Source organism: Comamonas sp. 23 (assembly GCF_049601575.1).
In the GTDB taxonomy this organism is placed as follows: domain Bacteria; phylum Pseudomonadota; class Gammaproteobacteria; order Burkholderiales; family Burkholderiaceae_C; genus Comamonas; species Comamonas squillarum.
The window spans coordinates 2,401,312-2,416,286 of record NZ_CP187127.1 but is presented as its reverse complement, the minus strand read 5'-3'; the positions used below and the strand labels follow the sequence as shown (position 1 = coordinate 2,416,286).

The following is a 14,975-nucleotide window of genomic DNA, read 5'->3' as shown; positions in this document are numbered from 1 at the left end:
AGGCTATGCCGCCACATCGATCTGCCAGTTGGCCGATTGCAGCACCACATTGGTCTCGCGGATGCGGCGCGACAGATCATCGGCCTGCTTTTGCAAGCTGGCCACATTGATCTGCGGCAGCCATTTGATCTCGCGCTGGCTGTAGCGGTCCACATCCTTGTGCGTGGCGGCGATGGTGGCGACCAGCAGCGAATGCTGGGCGACCAGGGTATCGCGCTGGGCCAGGATATCGGCCAGCGGGCGGCCATCAGCCAAGCGGGCCGTCTCGTTGGCGGTGTTGATGGCGCGCACCAGCTGCTGCTGCGCGAGCAAGGTCGAGGTGGCCTCAGTGAGCAGGTCTTCGACTCGCTCCTTGGGCTGCTCGCCTTCTTGCACGATGGCATTGCGGGCAATGCGCTCACGCAGGGAGAGCAGCTTTTTCTTGTGGTCGGCTCTGAGCAACAGGGCTTCGGCAAGCTTCATCGGCATTCCTTGGAAGGAGTTCAAAAAAATGGCTGCCAGCGGCAGCCATTCTCGGGACCATCAGTCAGCGCGGTAGTTTGGAGCTTCCTTGGTGATCTGCACATCGTGCACATGCGACTCACGGATACCGGCTGCGGTGATTTCCACAAACTCGGCCTTCTCGTTCATCTCGGCAATCGATGCGCAACCGCAGTAGCCCATCGATGCGCGCACGCCGCCGGCCATTTGGTAGACGATGGCAACCATCGAACCCTTGTAGGGCACGCGGCCTTCGATGCCTTCGGGCACCAGCTTGTCGGCATTGGGGTTGCCGGTGCTCGATTCCTGGAAGTAGCGGTCGGCCGAGCCTTGCTGCATCGCGCCGATCGAGCCCATCCCGCGGTAGCTCTTGTATGAGCGGCCTTGGTAGAGGATCACTTCGCCGGGTGCTTCTTCGGTGCCGGCAAACATGCCGCCCATCATGATGGTCGATGCGCCAGCGGCCAGGGCCTTGGAGATATCGCCCGAGAAGCGGATACCGCCGTCAGCGATCAAAGGCACGCCGGTGCCTTGAAGCGCCTGGGCCACGCTGTCGACAGCCATGATCTGGGGCACGCCCACACCGGCCACAATACGCGTGGTGCAGATGGAGCCTGGGCCGATACCGACCTTGACCGCATCAGCGCCTGCCTCGACCAGCGCCAGCGCCGCTGCGCCGGTGGCGATGTTGCCGCCGATCACATCTACCTGGGGGTAGTTTTGCTTGACCCAGCGCACGCGCTCGATCACGCCACGGCTGTGGCCGTGGGCGGTGTCCACCACGAGGGCGTCCACACCGGCCTTGACCAGCAGGTCCACACGCTCTTCGGTGCCAGCGCCCACGCCAACGGCCGCCGCCACGCGCAGACGGCCAGCGCGGTCACGTGCGGCATTGGGGAAGGTGGTTTGCTTGGTGATGTCCTTGACGGTGATCAGGCCCTTGAGTTCAAAGGCATCGTTCACCACCAGAATGCGCTCGAGCTTGTGCTTGTTGAGCAAAGCCTTGGCAGCGGCGGGCGTGGTGTCGTCTTTTTCATTGACGGTCACCAGCTTGTCGCGCGGCGTCATGATGTCGCGCGCCTTGACGTCGTAGCGGGTCTCAAAGCGCAGATCGCGGCTGGTCACAATGCCAACCACCTTGCCGCCGTCGCAGACCGGGAAGCCGGAGATGCCCCGCTCCTCGGACAGCTGCATGATCTGCAGCACCGTGTGCTCAGGCGTGATCACCACCGGGTCGTGCACGACGCCCGATTCATGGCGCTTGACCTTGGAGACCTCGGCAGCTTGCTGCTCGGCGGTCATGTTCTTATGGATCACACCAATACCGCCCTCCTGAGCGATGGCAATCGCCAGTCTGGCTTCCGTGACCGTGTCCATGGCGGCAGACACCAGGGGCAGGTTCAGGCGGATATTGCGGGAGAATTGGGTGGCGAGAGAGACGTCCTTGGGCAGGACTTGGGAGTATGCGGGCACCAGCAACACATCGTCGAAGGTGAGCGCTTTTCCGATCAGGCGCATTGTGAAGGCTCCAAAAGAAAGATTCTACCGTCTTTTGTAAACAGCTTGCAGGGCAGCCGTATTACATCCCTTCGGCGCAAGCCTGTTATCTGCAACCAACAACTTCGTCTGGCGTTGACAATCGGCAAGCTACACTCGCCTTCTATGAAACTCATCAAGCTCCTTCTCCTCTCGGTAGCCATTGGCATTGGCGCGCCCGCCATGGCCCAATGGCAGTGGGTCGACAAAGACGGCCGCAAGGTCTTCAGCGACCGCCCACCGGGATTGGAGGTGCCGGAGAAGAACATCCTCAAGCGCCCCAAGGGCTATGGCTCGCTCAAGGGCGTGCAGTCCTCGGGCACAGGCCCTGCGCTGCGCGAGGTCGCACCCGCGCCCCAGGAGGGCGAGTCTGGCGATGGCGCAGCAGCACCCGCCCCCGCTGCTGGGGCCGCCCCGGCTGGCGGTGCCGCCGCTGCCAAGGCCGCCACTGGCAAGGACAAGGAGCTCGAAGCCAAAAAGGCCGCTGACGCCAAAGCCAAGACCGATGCCGAAGCCGCAGAAAAAGCCAAGCAAGCGGCAGCCAAGGCCGACAACTGCAAGCGCGCCCAGCAGGCCAAGGCGATGTATGACACCGGCAAGGCCGTGCGCGCACCCAATGAAAAGGGCGAGATGGTGTTCCAGAGCGCCGAGCAGCGCGCCGCCGAGATCAAGCGCACCGATGAGGTGATCTTCAACAACTGCTGATCGCCCGTGCCCCACACCAAAAAGCCAAGCAGATGCTTGGCTTTTTTCCATGCGGCGATGGCCGCGCAATGGCGGTGAACCTTTTCTTTAAGCGCCGTAACCGGCCTTGGACTGCGGCCTGCGCCGGGCAAACAGGCCGGCGCCACGGGCGCCCTGCTTGGCAAAGCGCTCACGGCGCGCTTTCTTGGGGTCGACCTTGAGGGCTTCGTACAGCTCCACCCGATCCCCATCGGCCAGCAGCTGGCTGCGGGGCCGCACCCGGCCCCAGATGCCCGCATCCTGCGCATCGGCAAACACCTGGCCGGTTTGCTGGCCAGCCGCTGCCAGGGCCTGGGCCAGGCTGGCACCGGCGGCCAGCTGCAGCTGCACCGTCTGGGGCTGGCCGTTCTGGGCCCAGACCACCTCAATCTGCATCAGCGCGGCGCCCGCTGCGGTATCAGCCATAGATCTTCTCGGCCCGCTGGATAAAGGCTTCCATCATCGTGGCGGCGATCTTGTCAAAAATGGGTCCGACCACGGCGGCGAGCGCCATGCTGTCAAAGCCATAGCTCAGGCTCAGCGACACCTTGCAGGCGCGCTGGCTGCCATCGCCCACCGGCTCAAAGCGCCAGTCGCCTTGCAGCTGCGAGAACGGCCCCTTGACCAGGGCCATCTGCAGCCGCTTGCCCGGCTCATAGGTGTTGCGGGTGACAAAGGATTTTTTGATACCCGCCAGCGCAATGCCGACCTCGGCGGTCACACCATCGGCGTGCTGCTCGAGCACGCGCGCGTGGTCACACCAGGGCAGAAAATCGGGATAGCGCGGCACATCGGCCACGAGATCGAACATCTCCTGGGGGCTGTACCAGATCAGGACGGACTTGTTGACAGTTTTCATGCAGACAGGAGGGAGGGCCGCAGCAGCAAACCGGCTGCCGCCCGAAACATTCATAAAATCATAGACCAGAACAAAAAGCGCAGCCCCCAGCAGCCCTATGGACTTGGGAAAGCCGTTTTGCCCCTAATATTGCAATTATGTCGAAGACGAACAACACCAACAGCCGCATAGCCGATAACAAGAAGGCTGCATTCAACTATTTCTTTGAGGAACGCTTCGAAGCGGGCATGGTGCTGCACGGCTGGGAGGTCAAGGCGCTGCGCGAGGGCAAGGCCCAGCTCACCGATGGTTATGTGCTGGTCAAGAATGGCGAGCTCTTTCTGATGGGCTGCCAGATCAACCCGCTCAAGACCGCCTCCACCCATGTCAGCCCCGATGCCGCACGCATCAAGAAGCTCTTGATGAAGAAGGACGAGATCAAGCGCCTGATCGGCAAGGTCGAGCAAAAGGGCTACACCCTCGTCCCCATCAACCTGCACTGGAAAAACGGCCTGGCCAAATGCGATATTGCACTGGCCAAGGGCAAGGCCGAACATGACAAGCGCGATGTGATCAAGGACCGCGAAGGCAAGCGCGAGGTAGAGCGCGCGATGAAGGTGCATAACCGTTGATAGACCAGATGGCCCAATGGCGGTTGCACCTGGGCGCCAGCGTAGAGACTTTGAACAGGTTCTAAGATAGCGGCTCCATCCTGACTGGAGACCCCGCCATGCACACACTGCTGCGGCTTGCACGCTTTGGCCTGGCCGCCCTGGTGCTCGCAGCCATCGGCCAACAGCTGTCCCTGCATGCCGCGCACGGCCTGCGTTTTGCCAACTTCTTCAGCTATTTCACGGTGCTGTCCAATCTGTTGGCGGCGCTGGTGCTGGTGCTCGGTGCCTGCACACCGGCGCGTGCTGAGCGCCCCTGGCTCAGCCAGTTGCGTTTTTTCTCTGCGCTCAACATGGCCATTGTCGGCCTGGTGTTTGCCTTGCTGCTGCGCAACCTGGATGTCGGCCTGATGCAGGCCTGGATCAACAGGGTGCTGCACTACCTGATGCCGGTCGCCGTGGTGCTCGACTGGCTGCTCGCCCCGCCGGCCGCGCCGCTGGCACGCAAGGTCCTGGGCAAGGCGTTGGTCCTGCCGGCGCTCTACCTCCTCTACACCTTGCTGCGCGGCCAGCTGACGGGCTGGTATCCCTACCCCTTCCTGAACCCGGCCCATGTCGGTGGTTTCGGGGGTGTGGCGGCCTATGCGGCCACGATTGCGCTGGGTTTTGTGGTGCTGGGTAGTGGGCTGCTGGTCGCCGCCCAAGGCATGACTGCCAGCAAGCGCATGCGATAAGACCCGACACAGCGGGCCGGCAGCTGAGCGCGGTGTGTTCGAGGATGGGCATCTGTCCGACATGGCGGGCCAGCGCCCCCACCTATATTGAGGACACCATCAACCAACCTGGGTGCCGTCTATGTTCTCCAAGCTTGCTGTACTGGCCATTCCGCTGTCCGCCGTTCTTTTGACCGCCTGTGGCTCCATGCACCACAAAGCGTCGGATACGAGCACGCCAGTGCGATCCGCAGATGGCGTGCTCGTCGGCCCCGATGGCCGCACGCTCTACACCTTCACCAAGGACACCGCTGGCAGCGGTGCATCCACCTGCTACCAGCAGTGCGCCACCAACTGGCCGCCACTGGGCGTGGCTGCAGGTGCCAAGCCGATTGGTGACTTCAGCATCATCACCCGCACCGACAACACCCAGCAATGGGCTTACAAGGGCTGGCCACTGTACTACTTTGCCAAAGACAGCCAGGCAGGCGACAAGCGTGGCGATGGCATGGGCGGCGGTGTGTGGAAGCTGGCCAAGCCTTGATCGGCTAACGCCCTTCAGCTTTAGTGCAAACAACAAGAGGTGGCCTTACGGCCACCTCTTTGCGTTGGGGCGCTCTGTCCAGCGCGCTGCTTATTTGGACTTGTCGCGCAGATTGCTGCTGTAGCGCTCCAGCCAAGTGGAGACCTTGCTCAAGGCCTGGCCGCCCTTGCCCAGCAGTTGAGCCAGCTCCGATTCCGCGCGCTCGCGCAAGGTCTCCTCGTTCTCGGGCAGCGGCGGCAGGATGTGGGCGAAATAGGTTTTGCCCAGCACCCGGTGCAGCAAACGCTCGCCGACAAAGGGCTGGTTGCCGTTCAGCGCCCGCGCGCCCTTGATGATGTTGCGGATGTCGTACTGCGTAGGGCTGATGTCGGGCACCTGCTTGGGCAGGCCCAGCAAGGTGTAGACACCGATGCGCGCGGTGCGCACCGAGCTTTCCATCGTGAAGATGATGTCATTGCTGGTCTCGACAAACTGGCCGACCAAGGCCAGGTTGGTGCAGCCCTCGGGCACCACATGGGGCCGGTCGCCGGCGGCGCGGGGCATGAACTGCGCCGTGATGTAAGGCATCAAGGCCAGGCGCACCTTGGTGTTGGCCGCCACCGCATCGATCTGGTCGGCAATGCCCAGGTGGTAGCACAGCTCGGCCAGAATCTCGCGGCCCGTGCATTCGGGCATGGTCTTGGCGACATGGTTGCCCTTTTTGTCCATCAGCAGCGCATACACCCACAGCACCAGCACATCGCCGGGCTGGTCGGGAAAATGCGGCTGGCGGTTGCAGGTAAAGCTCATCACCCAGTTCGAATCGGTGAAGGTGATGATGCCGCCGGTCACCGTCTTGCCGGAGTACGGATCGTTGACCGACAGCTCCTTGAGCTTGTCGATCAGCGGTGAGGCTTTGCAGGTCAAGGTGGCCGACTCCCACATCGAGCCCTTCACATCGCCATAGAACTTCTCGGGCCGGCCAAACACCGGCGACTTGGCCGCCAAGCGCTTCCACAGGGTCCAGTCGCTGTCCTCACCCGGCTCCTCATTGCCGCGCGCCAGCACCGGCGCGGTGTCCAGGTCGCCATAGGCCGTGCCTTCGGTCATCGAGCCGGTCAGCGCAAACACCACATCATGGGGGCCGACGTCAATCTGAACCTCCTGACCCGCCGATTTGCAACGGATCCCGGTCACCGTGCGGCTGCCTGCTTCCTCGCGCATGTCCAGGTCATAGACACGGGTGTTGAACTGCACCTTGACGCCCTTGTCCTTGAGCATGCGCGTCAGCGGCACGACAAAGCTGTCGTACTGGTTGTACTTGGGAAACACGAGCGCCGACATGTCGGTGAGGCCATCGATGGCGTCCAGGAAGCGGTGCATGTAGAGCTTCATCTCCAGCAGGCTTTGCCAGTTCTCGAACGCGAACATCGAGCGCCACAGGTACCAGAAATTGGTCTCCAGAAAACTGGCGCTGAAATAGGACTCGATGCTGATGTCGTCGAGTTCCTCCTTGCGCTTGAGCAGCAGCTTGACGATCTCCCACTGGTGCGCCTTGGTCAGACCCAGCGTCGAGAAATCGCGGATCTTGCCCTGCTGGTGCATCAGCCGGGCCTTGGACCAGTTCGGGTCGTTGTCGTTGACGAAGCGGTACTCGTCGAGCACGCTGTAGCCCTCGGGCAGCTCCAGCGCCGGCACATCCTGGAACAGGTCCCAGAAGTTGTCGTAGTTCCAGTTCATCTCGCGGCCGCCGCGCACGATATAGCCTTGCTCGGCATTGCCCGCGCCATCGAGCGAGCCGCCAGTCACATCGAGCGTATCCAGGATGGTGATGTCTTCGCCCGCCATGCCGCCGTCGCGGATCATGTAGAAGGCGGCTGCCAGGCCGGCAATGCCGCTGCCGATGATCCAGGCCTTGCGCCCCACGACCGGCGCGCCCAGCACCGGCCGGTTGCGCATATAGGCGCCCATCATGTCCGGTGGTGGCAGGCTGTCTTGCGGGCCCTTGCGCCAAAAGCCTTCGCCGATGTTGGCCTCCACGCGGATTGAGGAGGCCTGGGAGTCTGCATGCGTCATGGTCTTGCCTTTCATGGATACCTGAGGATCACATGCCAAGGTATAGCACACCGATTCGCCAGGGCCTTTGACAGTCGGCAAGGGCCTACGTATTCACGCAGGCCCTCGTATGGCTCGCAAGCCCTGATGGCTTAGAGCTGCTAACACGACCCAGCAAACCGAAGGTTTGCGGTTGAGACTAGGCGTCCCCGACTAGGCGTCAAGCCGCAGGCAGTACAGACGTACGACAAGGCTTGGCGCGGCCGGCGCGGCAACGACGTATCAAGGGTTGTGGTAGCGGCTCTTAGTTCAGCGCCAGCAGCGGGTGCGCCTCAGCCGGCCAAGGGCTGGCAAACATCTGCGCCACTTCCTGCAGGTCCACCACTTCAATGCGGGCGGGGCTCCAGCGGGGATGGTGGTCCTTATCGACCGCCAGCGCGCGGATGCCTTCGAGCGTTTCGCTCTTGCGGTCGGGGCGCAAATAGAAGCAGTGGCGCACCAGGTCGCGCTCCATGCGCAGGTCTTCGGCCAGGCCCATGCCGCGTGCACGGCGGATCTGCTCAAGCACGACAAACAGCATCAGCGGCGAGCGCTTGCGCAGGGTCTCGGCGGTGGTGCGGGCAAAGTCGCTGCTGCCCGCCTCCAGCGCAGCGATGATGGCCGGCACATCAGCCAGGCCAAAGTACTGCGCGATCTCGGCATCGGGGTTGTTAGCACGTTCTGGTGCGGACGCCAAAGCGGCTTTGACAAAGGCTTCTACGGCCTGGCCGTTGGCAAAGCTGCCGCTGGCCAGCCCGTCCCACAGCGCCTGCTGCTGCGCGCTCTCCAGGTAGCCATCGGCCAGCTGGTAGGCCAGCGCATCGGCCGCGCCAATCATCTGTCCCGTCAGGCCCAGGTACTCACCCACATGGCCAGGGCAGCGCGAGAGAAAGTAGCCGCCGCCCACATCGGGGAACAGGCCAATGGCGGTCTCGGGCATGGCCATCTTGGTGCGCTCGGTGACGATGCGCAGGCTTGCGCCCTGGCTGATGCCCATGCCGCCGCCCATCACGATGCCATCCATAAAGGCGATATAGGGCTTGCCGAAATGGTGGATCAGGTGGTTGAGCGCATATTCCTCACTGAAGAAATCCTCCAGTTCGGGATTGCCTGCCATGCCGGCCGCATGCAAAAAGCGGATATCGCCGCCAGCGCAGAAGGCGCCAAAGGCGCCCTCCTTGTTGCTGCCCCGGATCGCTACGGCCAGCACCTTCTCGTCCTGCTGCCAGCGCAGCAGCACATCGCGCAGTTCGCGCACCATGGCCAGCGACAAGGCGTTCAGCGCCTTAGGCCGGTTGAGCGTGATCAAGCCCAGCTGACCACGCACTTCGCTTTGCACATCTTCGGTGTAGACCGACATAAGCATGACTCCTGATTCTTCTAAAAAACAACCGCCACCATAGCCGAAAAACGGCGCGGGCTGCGGTCAATCAGGTGCCAAATCAGGCTACGGCGGCGCGGCTGTCCGTGATCTCGCGGATCACATCCAGGGCCATGCCGCCAGCAGCCAGCAGCGCCTGGCCGGCCTGCAGCTGCCAATAGCTTTCGCTGCCAGCCGTCTGGCGCCACAGGTGCAGGCGGCGGGTGTAGAGCTGCAGATCAAACTCGGTGGTAAAGCCGATCGCGCCGTGGATCGAATGCGCGAGCGATGCCACCTCCACCGCAGCCTCGCTGGTGCGCGCCTTGCCCACGGCCACCTTGAGCGGGTCTGCCGCGACGCCATCGGCCTCGCAGGCGATCTGCGCGGCCATGCGCGCGGCGCTCACATGCTCGGCCATCACCGCCAGCTCATGCTGGATCGCCTGGAACTTGCCAATCGGGCGGCCAAACTGCTGGCGCTCGTTGGCAAAGTTCAAGGTGCTCTCAAACACCGTCAGCAGGCTGCCCGCCAGCAAGGCCGACACCAGCCCGGCCTGGGCGACCAGCAACGACGCTGCGGCCGGCACCCGTGTGGCCGAGGCCAGCGCGGCTTCGGGCCAGTGCAGATCCGCATCGAGCACAAAAATGCTGGCACTGACCTGCGCGGTGGCCACCGGCAGCAGCCACAGATCAGCGCCCTGCTGGCCCAGCACCCAGGACGCTACGCGGGCGCCGCGCACACCGCTGGCCCGCAGGCCACCTTCGGCTGCCGCCAGCTTTGGCGTCAAGGCGATGGCGCCCTGCGGCAGCGCCACACCGGCAGCTGCCAGCCAGGCCCGCGCCAGCATGGTGTCTGCCAGCGGCAGCGGCATCGCGTGTTGGCCCAGCAAATCCCAGACACCAAAGGCATCGCGCAAGGCCAGGCCGGCGCCGCCAGCCTCTTCGCTCAGCAGCAGGTCGGCAAAGCCGGTGTCTTCAATCTGCTGCCACAGCGCCGCAGCGGCAGGGCTCTGGCCGGCAGCCACTTCGCTCTCGATCGCGCGCACCACAGCGGGCGTGCATTGCCCGGTCAGCAGGTCGCGCAGGGCCTCGGTAATCAAATGGTCCATCATCTTCTCCTTGCGCTCAACGCAGGCCCAGGCCGCGCGCGATCATGCCGCGCAAAATGCTGCGGGTGCCGCCGCGCAGCGTGTAGCACGGCGATACCAGGGTGAGGTAGTTCAGGGTCAGCAGCAGCTCGTGCGGCACGGCTTCGCCCTCCAGCGCCATCAGGTCATCGGCAATCGCAGCCGGTATGAACTGCTCCAGCACCGTGCCCTGGTCCTTGACCAAGGCGGCCTCGACGATGGGGCTCTGGCCCTGCACCAGCTTTTCCTGCACCGCCACCGACAGCGCACGCAGCGGCGCCAGGCGCGTCAGGATCTGGCCTGCCAGCTTCAGGGATTCGGCGCGCGGCGCCGCTTGCGTGCGCAAAAAGGCCAGCCACTGGTCCAGCAGCACCACCGACGAGAACAGGCGCTCGGGCCCACTGCGCTCAAAGGCCAGCTCGGCCGTCACCTGCTCCCAGCCCTGGCCTTCGGCGCCCACCAGCGCATCGGGTGCGAGCTGCACATTGTCAAAGAAGACCTCGCAGAAATGGCGGTCGCCCGACATGTCCTCGATGGGCCGCACCGTCACGCCCGGCAGGCTCAAATCGACGATCAGTTGCGACAGGCCTTTCTGGCGGTCCGCTGCTTCGCCCGAGGTGCGCACCAGCGCAATCATGTACTGGCAGTGCTGAGCGTTGGTGGTCCAGATCTTCTGGCCGTTCAGCAGCCAACCCGCATCGTTGGGCGTGGCGCGCGTGCGCACGCTGGCCAGGTCCGAGCCAGCATTGGGCTCACTCATGCCGATGCAGAAAAAGCTCTCGCCGCGCGCCACCTGCGGCACATAGCGCTGCTTTTGCGCCTCGGTGCCGTATTTCAGGATCAAGGGCGCGCTCTGGCGCTCGGCAATCCAGTGCGAGCCGACCGGGGCGCCAAAATTGAGCAGCTCCTCGACCACCACATAGCGCGCAAACGCACCCTGCGCGTGGCCGCCATAGGCGGTGGGAAAGGTCATGCCCAGCCAGCCCTTCTCGCCCAGCTTGCGGCTGAAGGCCGGGTCATACCCGCTCCAGGATTTGGCGCGGATATGGGCAGGAATGTCTTTGACCGCCTCTTGCAAAAAGGCCCGCACCTGGGCGCGCAGCGCTTCGCCTTCGGGCGGAATGCGCGTCAGCGCCAGTCCGTTCAAAATCGTCATGTTCTTCGCTTTCGTTCAATCCAGGGACACGCCCGTGCTCTTGACCACGCCGGCCCAGCGCTTGATCTCGCTCTGGATATAGTCGCCATAGGCCTGCGGCGTGGAGCCCAGCGGCTCGGTGCCCTGCAAGCGCAGTTTTTCCAGCACGCCGGGGTCCTTGAGCGCCTTCAAGATTTCAGCATTGAGGCGCTGCACCACAGCATCGGGCGTCCTGGCCGGCACCATCACGCCCTGCCAGGCGCCAGCCTCAAAGCCGGTCATGCCGCTCTCAGCCAAGGTGGGAGCGTTGGGAAAATTCGGAATGCGCTGGGCCGTGCTGACTGCCAGCAGCTTGAGCTTGCCGTCCTTGATGAAGGGCGCGACCGAGTTGATGGTGTCGGTCATGAACTCGATCTGGCCCGCTACCAGGTCCACATCAGCCGGGGCGCTGCCTTTGTAGGGCACATGGCTGGCGTCGATGCCATAGTGCTGCACCACCTGAAAGGCGGCCAGGTGCGTGACATTGCCGTTGCCGGCCGAGCCGTAGGAGAGCTTGCCCTTGTTGTCCTGCGCGTACTTCACCAGCTCTTGCACGGTGTTGGCGGGCACCTTGGGGTTGACCACCAGGCCCAGCGGCACCACCGCGGTCAATGCGACCGGGCGCAGGTCCTTGGCCACGTCATAGCTGAGCTTTTTGTACAGCGAGGGGCTGAGCGCAATCGACGAGGTGTTGTAGAGCACCGTGTAGCCATCGGCCGCCGCCTTGGCCACCAGCGCATTGCCGATATTGCCGTTGGCACCGGGCCGGTTGTCGACGATGACCGTCTGCCCCAGCTGCTGGCCCACCTGCTGGGCCAGCACGCGCGCCACCATATCGGTGGGCCCGCCCGGCGGGAACGGCACGACCAGGGTGATCGGCCGGCTGGGCCAGGGGTCCTGCGCCTGCGCAGCCCCACCAACAGCAACCAGCGCCAGGGCCAGCAAGGCGGAACGACGTACCAAACCATATTGCATCTTTGTCTCCTGTATGTGTTTTTTCATCTCACGCGGGTTGCTGTGATCGCCTAGCGCCCAGCGAGCAGGCGCACGGCGGTATAGACCATCACCTGCTCCTGGCGCTGGTTATAGACCTCGATGCGCGAGGTCACCACCGCCCGGCCGCCCTTGCTGGTCGGCTTGATATCGGTCACCTCCACCAGCGCCTCGATCGTGTCACCCACCACTACCGGGCCCAGGATCTTCTGGTGCAACTCCAGCATCGCCAGGCCCGTGCCCTGGATCATGCTTTGCAGGATGAAGCCTTCGATCAAGGTATAGGTGAGTGCACCGGGCACCGGCCGGCCGCGGATCGCGCCGCCGTCGTAGCCGTCTTCGATAAAGATGGCCTCGAGCATGCCGGTGGTATTGATGAAGTTAACCAGGTCGGTCTCCGTCACCGTGCGGCGGAAGGTGCGCAGCTGCTGGCCGACCTGCAGGTCCTGCCAGACAAAGCCCTGGCCCATGCGGGCAGTGCCTGCCAGTGCGGCGGCGCGGTTGTCGGTTGAAGAAATCCAGTTTTGGGCGGTCATGGCCTTGTTACTCTCAGAGGTTCATTCAGCGATGGAGGGCTGCAACGCCGCAATGCGGGCATCGTCCCAACCCACTTCGCGCAGCAGCTGCTCGGTGTGCTCACCCAGGCGCGGCGGCATGCCGATGGGCGCCTGCGCGCCATCGATGCGCACGGAAGAGCGCGGAAAACGCACGGTGCCCATGGCGGGGTCGTGCTGCTCGACAAAAAAGCCGGTGGCCTTGAGGTGCGGGTCACGCGGCAGGTCGTCCATGCGCGCGACAGGCGCCGCAGGAATCTCCAGCTCCTCGCAGGTTTGCAGCCAGTAGGCGGTGTCTTTTTGCGCGACATAGCTGCTCATGGTCTCCAGCAGGATCGCGATATGGCGGGTGCGCTGGGCCTGGGTGGCAAAGCGCTCGTCCTGCGCCAGCGCGGGCTGGCCCACGGCAGCAAAAAAGCGGCGCCAATGGCCATCGGTGTAGGGCATCATGCAGACATGGCCGTCCAGCGTCTTGTAGGGCTTGCGCCAGGGCGCCATCACGCGCGGGTAGCCAGCGCCGCTGAGCGCGGGCTCAAAATGCATGCCGTAGAAATGCTCGACCAGGTTGAAGCCCACCATGGTCTCGTACATCGGCACCTCGACAAAGCTGCCCTCTCCCGTGCGCTCGCGCTGGAACAAGGCCGCCATCACCGCATGCGCTGCGACCAGGCCACAGGTCTTGTCGGCCGCAATCGTGGGCAGGTAGCGGGCCTCGCCGGTCTGGCGCTCCATCAGGTCGGCCAGGCCGCTCATGCCCTGGATCACATCGTCGTAGGCTGGCAGGCCGGCATAGGGGCCGTCCTCACCAAAGCCATGCAGGCCCACATAGACCAGGCGCGGGTACTGGGCGCGCAGCCGCACTGGGTCGAGCCCCAGCTTGGCGAGCTTTTGCGGCCGCATGCTGTGCATGAAGACATCGGCAGTCTTGAGCAGCGCATGCAGCGCCGCCTGGGCCTCGGGCGCCTTGAGATCCAGCACCACGCTCTTCTTGCTGCGGTTCGAACCCATGAACAGCGCGGACATGCCGGCTTCGGCCGCCGGCCCGGTGTAGCGTGTGGAGTCGCCGCCAGGCGGCTCGATCTTGATCACCTCGGCGCCGTAATCGGCCAGCACCTGGCTGGCCAGCGGCCCGAAAATCACGCTGGATAGGTCCAGCACCCGCAGGCCTGTCAATGCACTCAAGGCTTGTCTCCGTCGTTGTGGTGATAGCGATGAATGGCATTATTTGATATGTTTCACAACTGTGTCTATGTCGCAATTGACAGGTACTGATACACAGGAGATATCAATGGACTTGCGCCAACTGCGCCACTTTGTCACCCTGGCGCAAACCCTGAACTACCGCCAGGCCGCTGAGCAGCTGCATATGTCGCAGCCGCCGCTGTCGCAGTCGATCCGCAAGCTCGAAGACGACCTAGGGGTACAGCTGTTCGAGCGTGACCGGCGCGGCACGGTGCTGTCGGATGCAGGCCGGGCTGCGCTGGAGAGCGCCAAGCTAGCGCTCTACCATGCCCGGCAGGTACAGGCCGTGTCGCAGGCCACCGCCAGTGGCGAGCTCGGGCGCCTGCATATCGGCTTTATCGGCTCGGCCACGTTCTCGCTGATCCCCAAGCTGGTGCAGGCGTTTCGCGCCGCCTACCCGGCGATCGACCTGGTGCTGACCGAATCCACGACGCGCGAGATCTGCGCCCAGGTGGCCAGCGGTGATTTTGATGCCGGTCTGCTGCGCTATCCCGTCACGCAGGCCACCGAGCTGTCCATCACCCCCGTCGAGCCTGACCGCCTGATTGCCGCCCTGCCCGCTGGCAACCCGCTGCAGATCAAGGACAGCCTGCAGCTGATCGACCTGGCCGACCAGCCCTTTGTGAACTACCGCCCCAGCGAAGTGCCGGGCCTGCATGCGCTGGTGGTGCTGGCCTGCCAGAACGCCGGCTTTATGCCGCAGATCAAGCAGCATGCCGTGCAGGCCCAGACCTTGGTGAGCCTGGTGGGCGCAGGCCTGGGCGTGGCGCTGGTGCCGGCCGTGGTCGCAAAGGCCGCGACACCAGGCGTCATCTTCCGCGAGCTGACCGACACCCAGCACCTGCCCCAGATCGGCATTGCGCTGGCGCTGAACCAGCGCCAACCAGTGGCCACGGCCCAGCGTTTGAAGGAGCTGCTGCTCAAGCTCCAGCCCATGGGCTGACTCCTCCAGAACGCAAAAAAGGCCGCAGATGCGGCCTTTGCTGGTGTTGGATCACGTCGCAGCGC

Annotated in this window: 16 protein-coding genes; 5 read left to right on the top strand and 11 right to left on the bottom strand. The window is 63.9% G+C overall.

The window, feature by feature from the left end; genetic code table 11:
- Positions 1–3 precede the first annotated feature (3 nt).
- Together ACPEE1_RS10855 and guaB are read right to left on the bottom strand one after the other, a co-directional pair.
- Positions 4–462 (bottom strand): DIP1984 family protein, encoded by a 459-nt coding sequence (locus tag ACPEE1_RS10855; protein WP_182342015.1) that lies wholly within the window; start codon positions 460–462, stop codon positions 4–6.
- A 60-nt stretch (positions 463–522) separates the two neighbouring features.
- The gene (guaB, locus tag ACPEE1_RS10850; protein WP_021027258.1) at positions 523–1,998 is read right to left on the bottom strand and encodes an IMP dehydrogenase; all 1,476 of its coding nucleotides are present in this window, start codon (positions 1,996–1,998) and stop codon (positions 523–525) included.
- 144 nt (positions 1,999–2,142) lie between these two features.
- On the opposite strand from guaB, the gene ACPEE1_RS10845 reads away from it, so the two are divergent.
- Positions 2,143–2,721, top strand: a complete 579-nt coding sequence (locus tag ACPEE1_RS10845) for a DUF4124 domain-containing protein (protein ID WP_182342018.1) — start codon at positions 2,143–2,145, stop codon at positions 2,719–2,721.
- 87 nt (positions 2,722–2,808) lie between these two features.
- Here ACPEE1_RS10845 and ACPEE1_RS10840 read toward each other — a convergent pair whose 3' ends face one another.
- Together ACPEE1_RS10840 and ACPEE1_RS10835 are read right to left on the bottom strand one after the other, a co-directional pair.
- On the bottom strand, positions 2,809–3,165 hold the full coding sequence (locus ACPEE1_RS10840; RefSeq protein WP_116924089.1) for an RnfH family protein: 357 nt from the start codon (positions 3,163–3,165) through the stop codon (positions 2,809–2,811).
- Entirely contained in the window at positions 3,158–3,598 is a 441-nt protein-coding gene (locus ACPEE1_RS10835; RefSeq protein ID WP_423936323.1) for a type II toxin-antitoxin system RatA family toxin, read from the bottom strand. Before ACPEE1_RS10835 ends, ACPEE1_RS10840 begins: the two co-directional genes overlap by 8 nt.
- A gap of 137 nt (positions 3,599–3,735) precedes the next feature.
- Between ACPEE1_RS10835 and smpB the strand changes: the two genes are divergently transcribed.
- The 3 genes from smpB to ACPEE1_RS10820 all read left to right on the top strand — a co-directional run bounded on the left by smpB (position 3,736) and on the right by ACPEE1_RS10820 (position 5,445).
- Positions 3,736–4,209, top strand: coding sequence for an SsrA-binding protein SmpB (smpB, locus tag ACPEE1_RS10830; RefSeq protein ID WP_021027262.1), 474 nt, complete (start codon positions 3,736–3,738; stop codon positions 4,207–4,209).
- Between the two features lie 98 nt (positions 4,210–4,307).
- Positions 4,308–4,922: a Pr6Pr family membrane protein gene (locus tag ACPEE1_RS10825; protein WP_182342021.1), complete on the top strand. Its 615-nt coding sequence runs from the start codon at positions 4,308–4,310 to the stop codon at positions 4,920–4,922.
- A 187-nt stretch (positions 4,923–5,109) separates the two neighbouring features.
- Positions 5,110–5,445 (top strand): COG4315 family predicted lipoprotein, encoded by a 336-nt coding sequence (locus ACPEE1_RS10820; protein ID WP_232539365.1) that lies wholly within the window; start codon positions 5,110–5,112, stop codon positions 5,443–5,445.
- Positions 5,446–5,535: 90 nt separating this feature from the next.
- On the opposite strand, the gene ACPEE1_RS10815 is transcribed toward ACPEE1_RS10820, so the two are convergent.
- The 7 genes from ACPEE1_RS10815 to ACPEE1_RS10785 all read right to left on the bottom strand — a co-directional run bounded on the left by ACPEE1_RS10815 (position 5,536) and on the right by ACPEE1_RS10785 (position 13,907).
- Positions 5,536–7,500, bottom strand: a complete 1,965-nt coding sequence (locus ACPEE1_RS10815) for an oleate hydratase (RefSeq protein WP_182342027.1) — start codon at positions 7,498–7,500, stop codon at positions 5,536–5,538.
- A gap of 283 nt (positions 7,501–7,783) precedes the next feature.
- Complete coding sequence (locus tag ACPEE1_RS10810; protein ID WP_116924093.1) at positions 7,784–8,878, bottom strand: enoyl-CoA hydratase/isomerase family protein; 1,095 nt, start codon at positions 8,876–8,878, stop codon at positions 7,784–7,786.
- Between the two features lie 82 nt (positions 8,879–8,960).
- Positions 8,961–9,989: an acyl-CoA dehydrogenase gene (locus ACPEE1_RS10805; RefSeq protein ID WP_260719700.1), complete on the bottom strand. Its 1,029-nt coding sequence runs from the start codon at positions 9,987–9,989 to the stop codon at positions 8,961–8,963.
- Between the two features lie 13 nt (positions 9,990–10,002).
- Complete coding sequence (locus ACPEE1_RS10800) at positions 10,003–11,160, bottom strand: acyl-CoA dehydrogenase family protein (RefSeq protein WP_116924095.1); 1,158 nt, start codon at positions 11,158–11,160, stop codon at positions 10,003–10,005.
- Positions 11,161–11,175: 15 nt separating this feature from the next.
- Positions 11,176–12,153: a Bug family tripartite tricarboxylate transporter substrate binding protein gene (locus ACPEE1_RS10795; RefSeq protein WP_182342033.1), complete on the bottom strand. Its 978-nt coding sequence runs from the start codon at positions 12,151–12,153 to the stop codon at positions 11,176–11,178.
- Positions 12,154–12,203: 50 nt separating this feature from the next.
- A complete protein-coding gene (locus ACPEE1_RS10790) occupies positions 12,204–12,641 on the bottom strand; it encodes a MaoC family dehydratase (RefSeq protein WP_407928857.1) in 438 nt (145 codons plus the stop codon).
- Between the two features lie 87 nt (positions 12,642–12,728).
- Positions 12,729–13,907 carry a CaiB/BaiF CoA transferase family protein gene (locus ACPEE1_RS10785; RefSeq protein WP_182342035.1) on the bottom strand — a complete coding sequence of 393 codons (1,179 nt, stop codon included), beginning with the start codon at positions 13,905–13,907 and terminating at the stop codon, positions 12,729–12,731.
- 106 nt (positions 13,908–14,013) lie between these two features.
- Between ACPEE1_RS10785 and ACPEE1_RS10780 the strand changes: the two genes are divergently transcribed.
- Positions 14,014–14,910: a LysR family transcriptional regulator gene (locus ACPEE1_RS10780; protein ID WP_423936318.1), complete on the top strand. Its 897-nt coding sequence runs from the start codon at positions 14,014–14,016 to the stop codon at positions 14,908–14,910.
- Positions 14,911–14,975 lie beyond the last annotated feature (65 nt).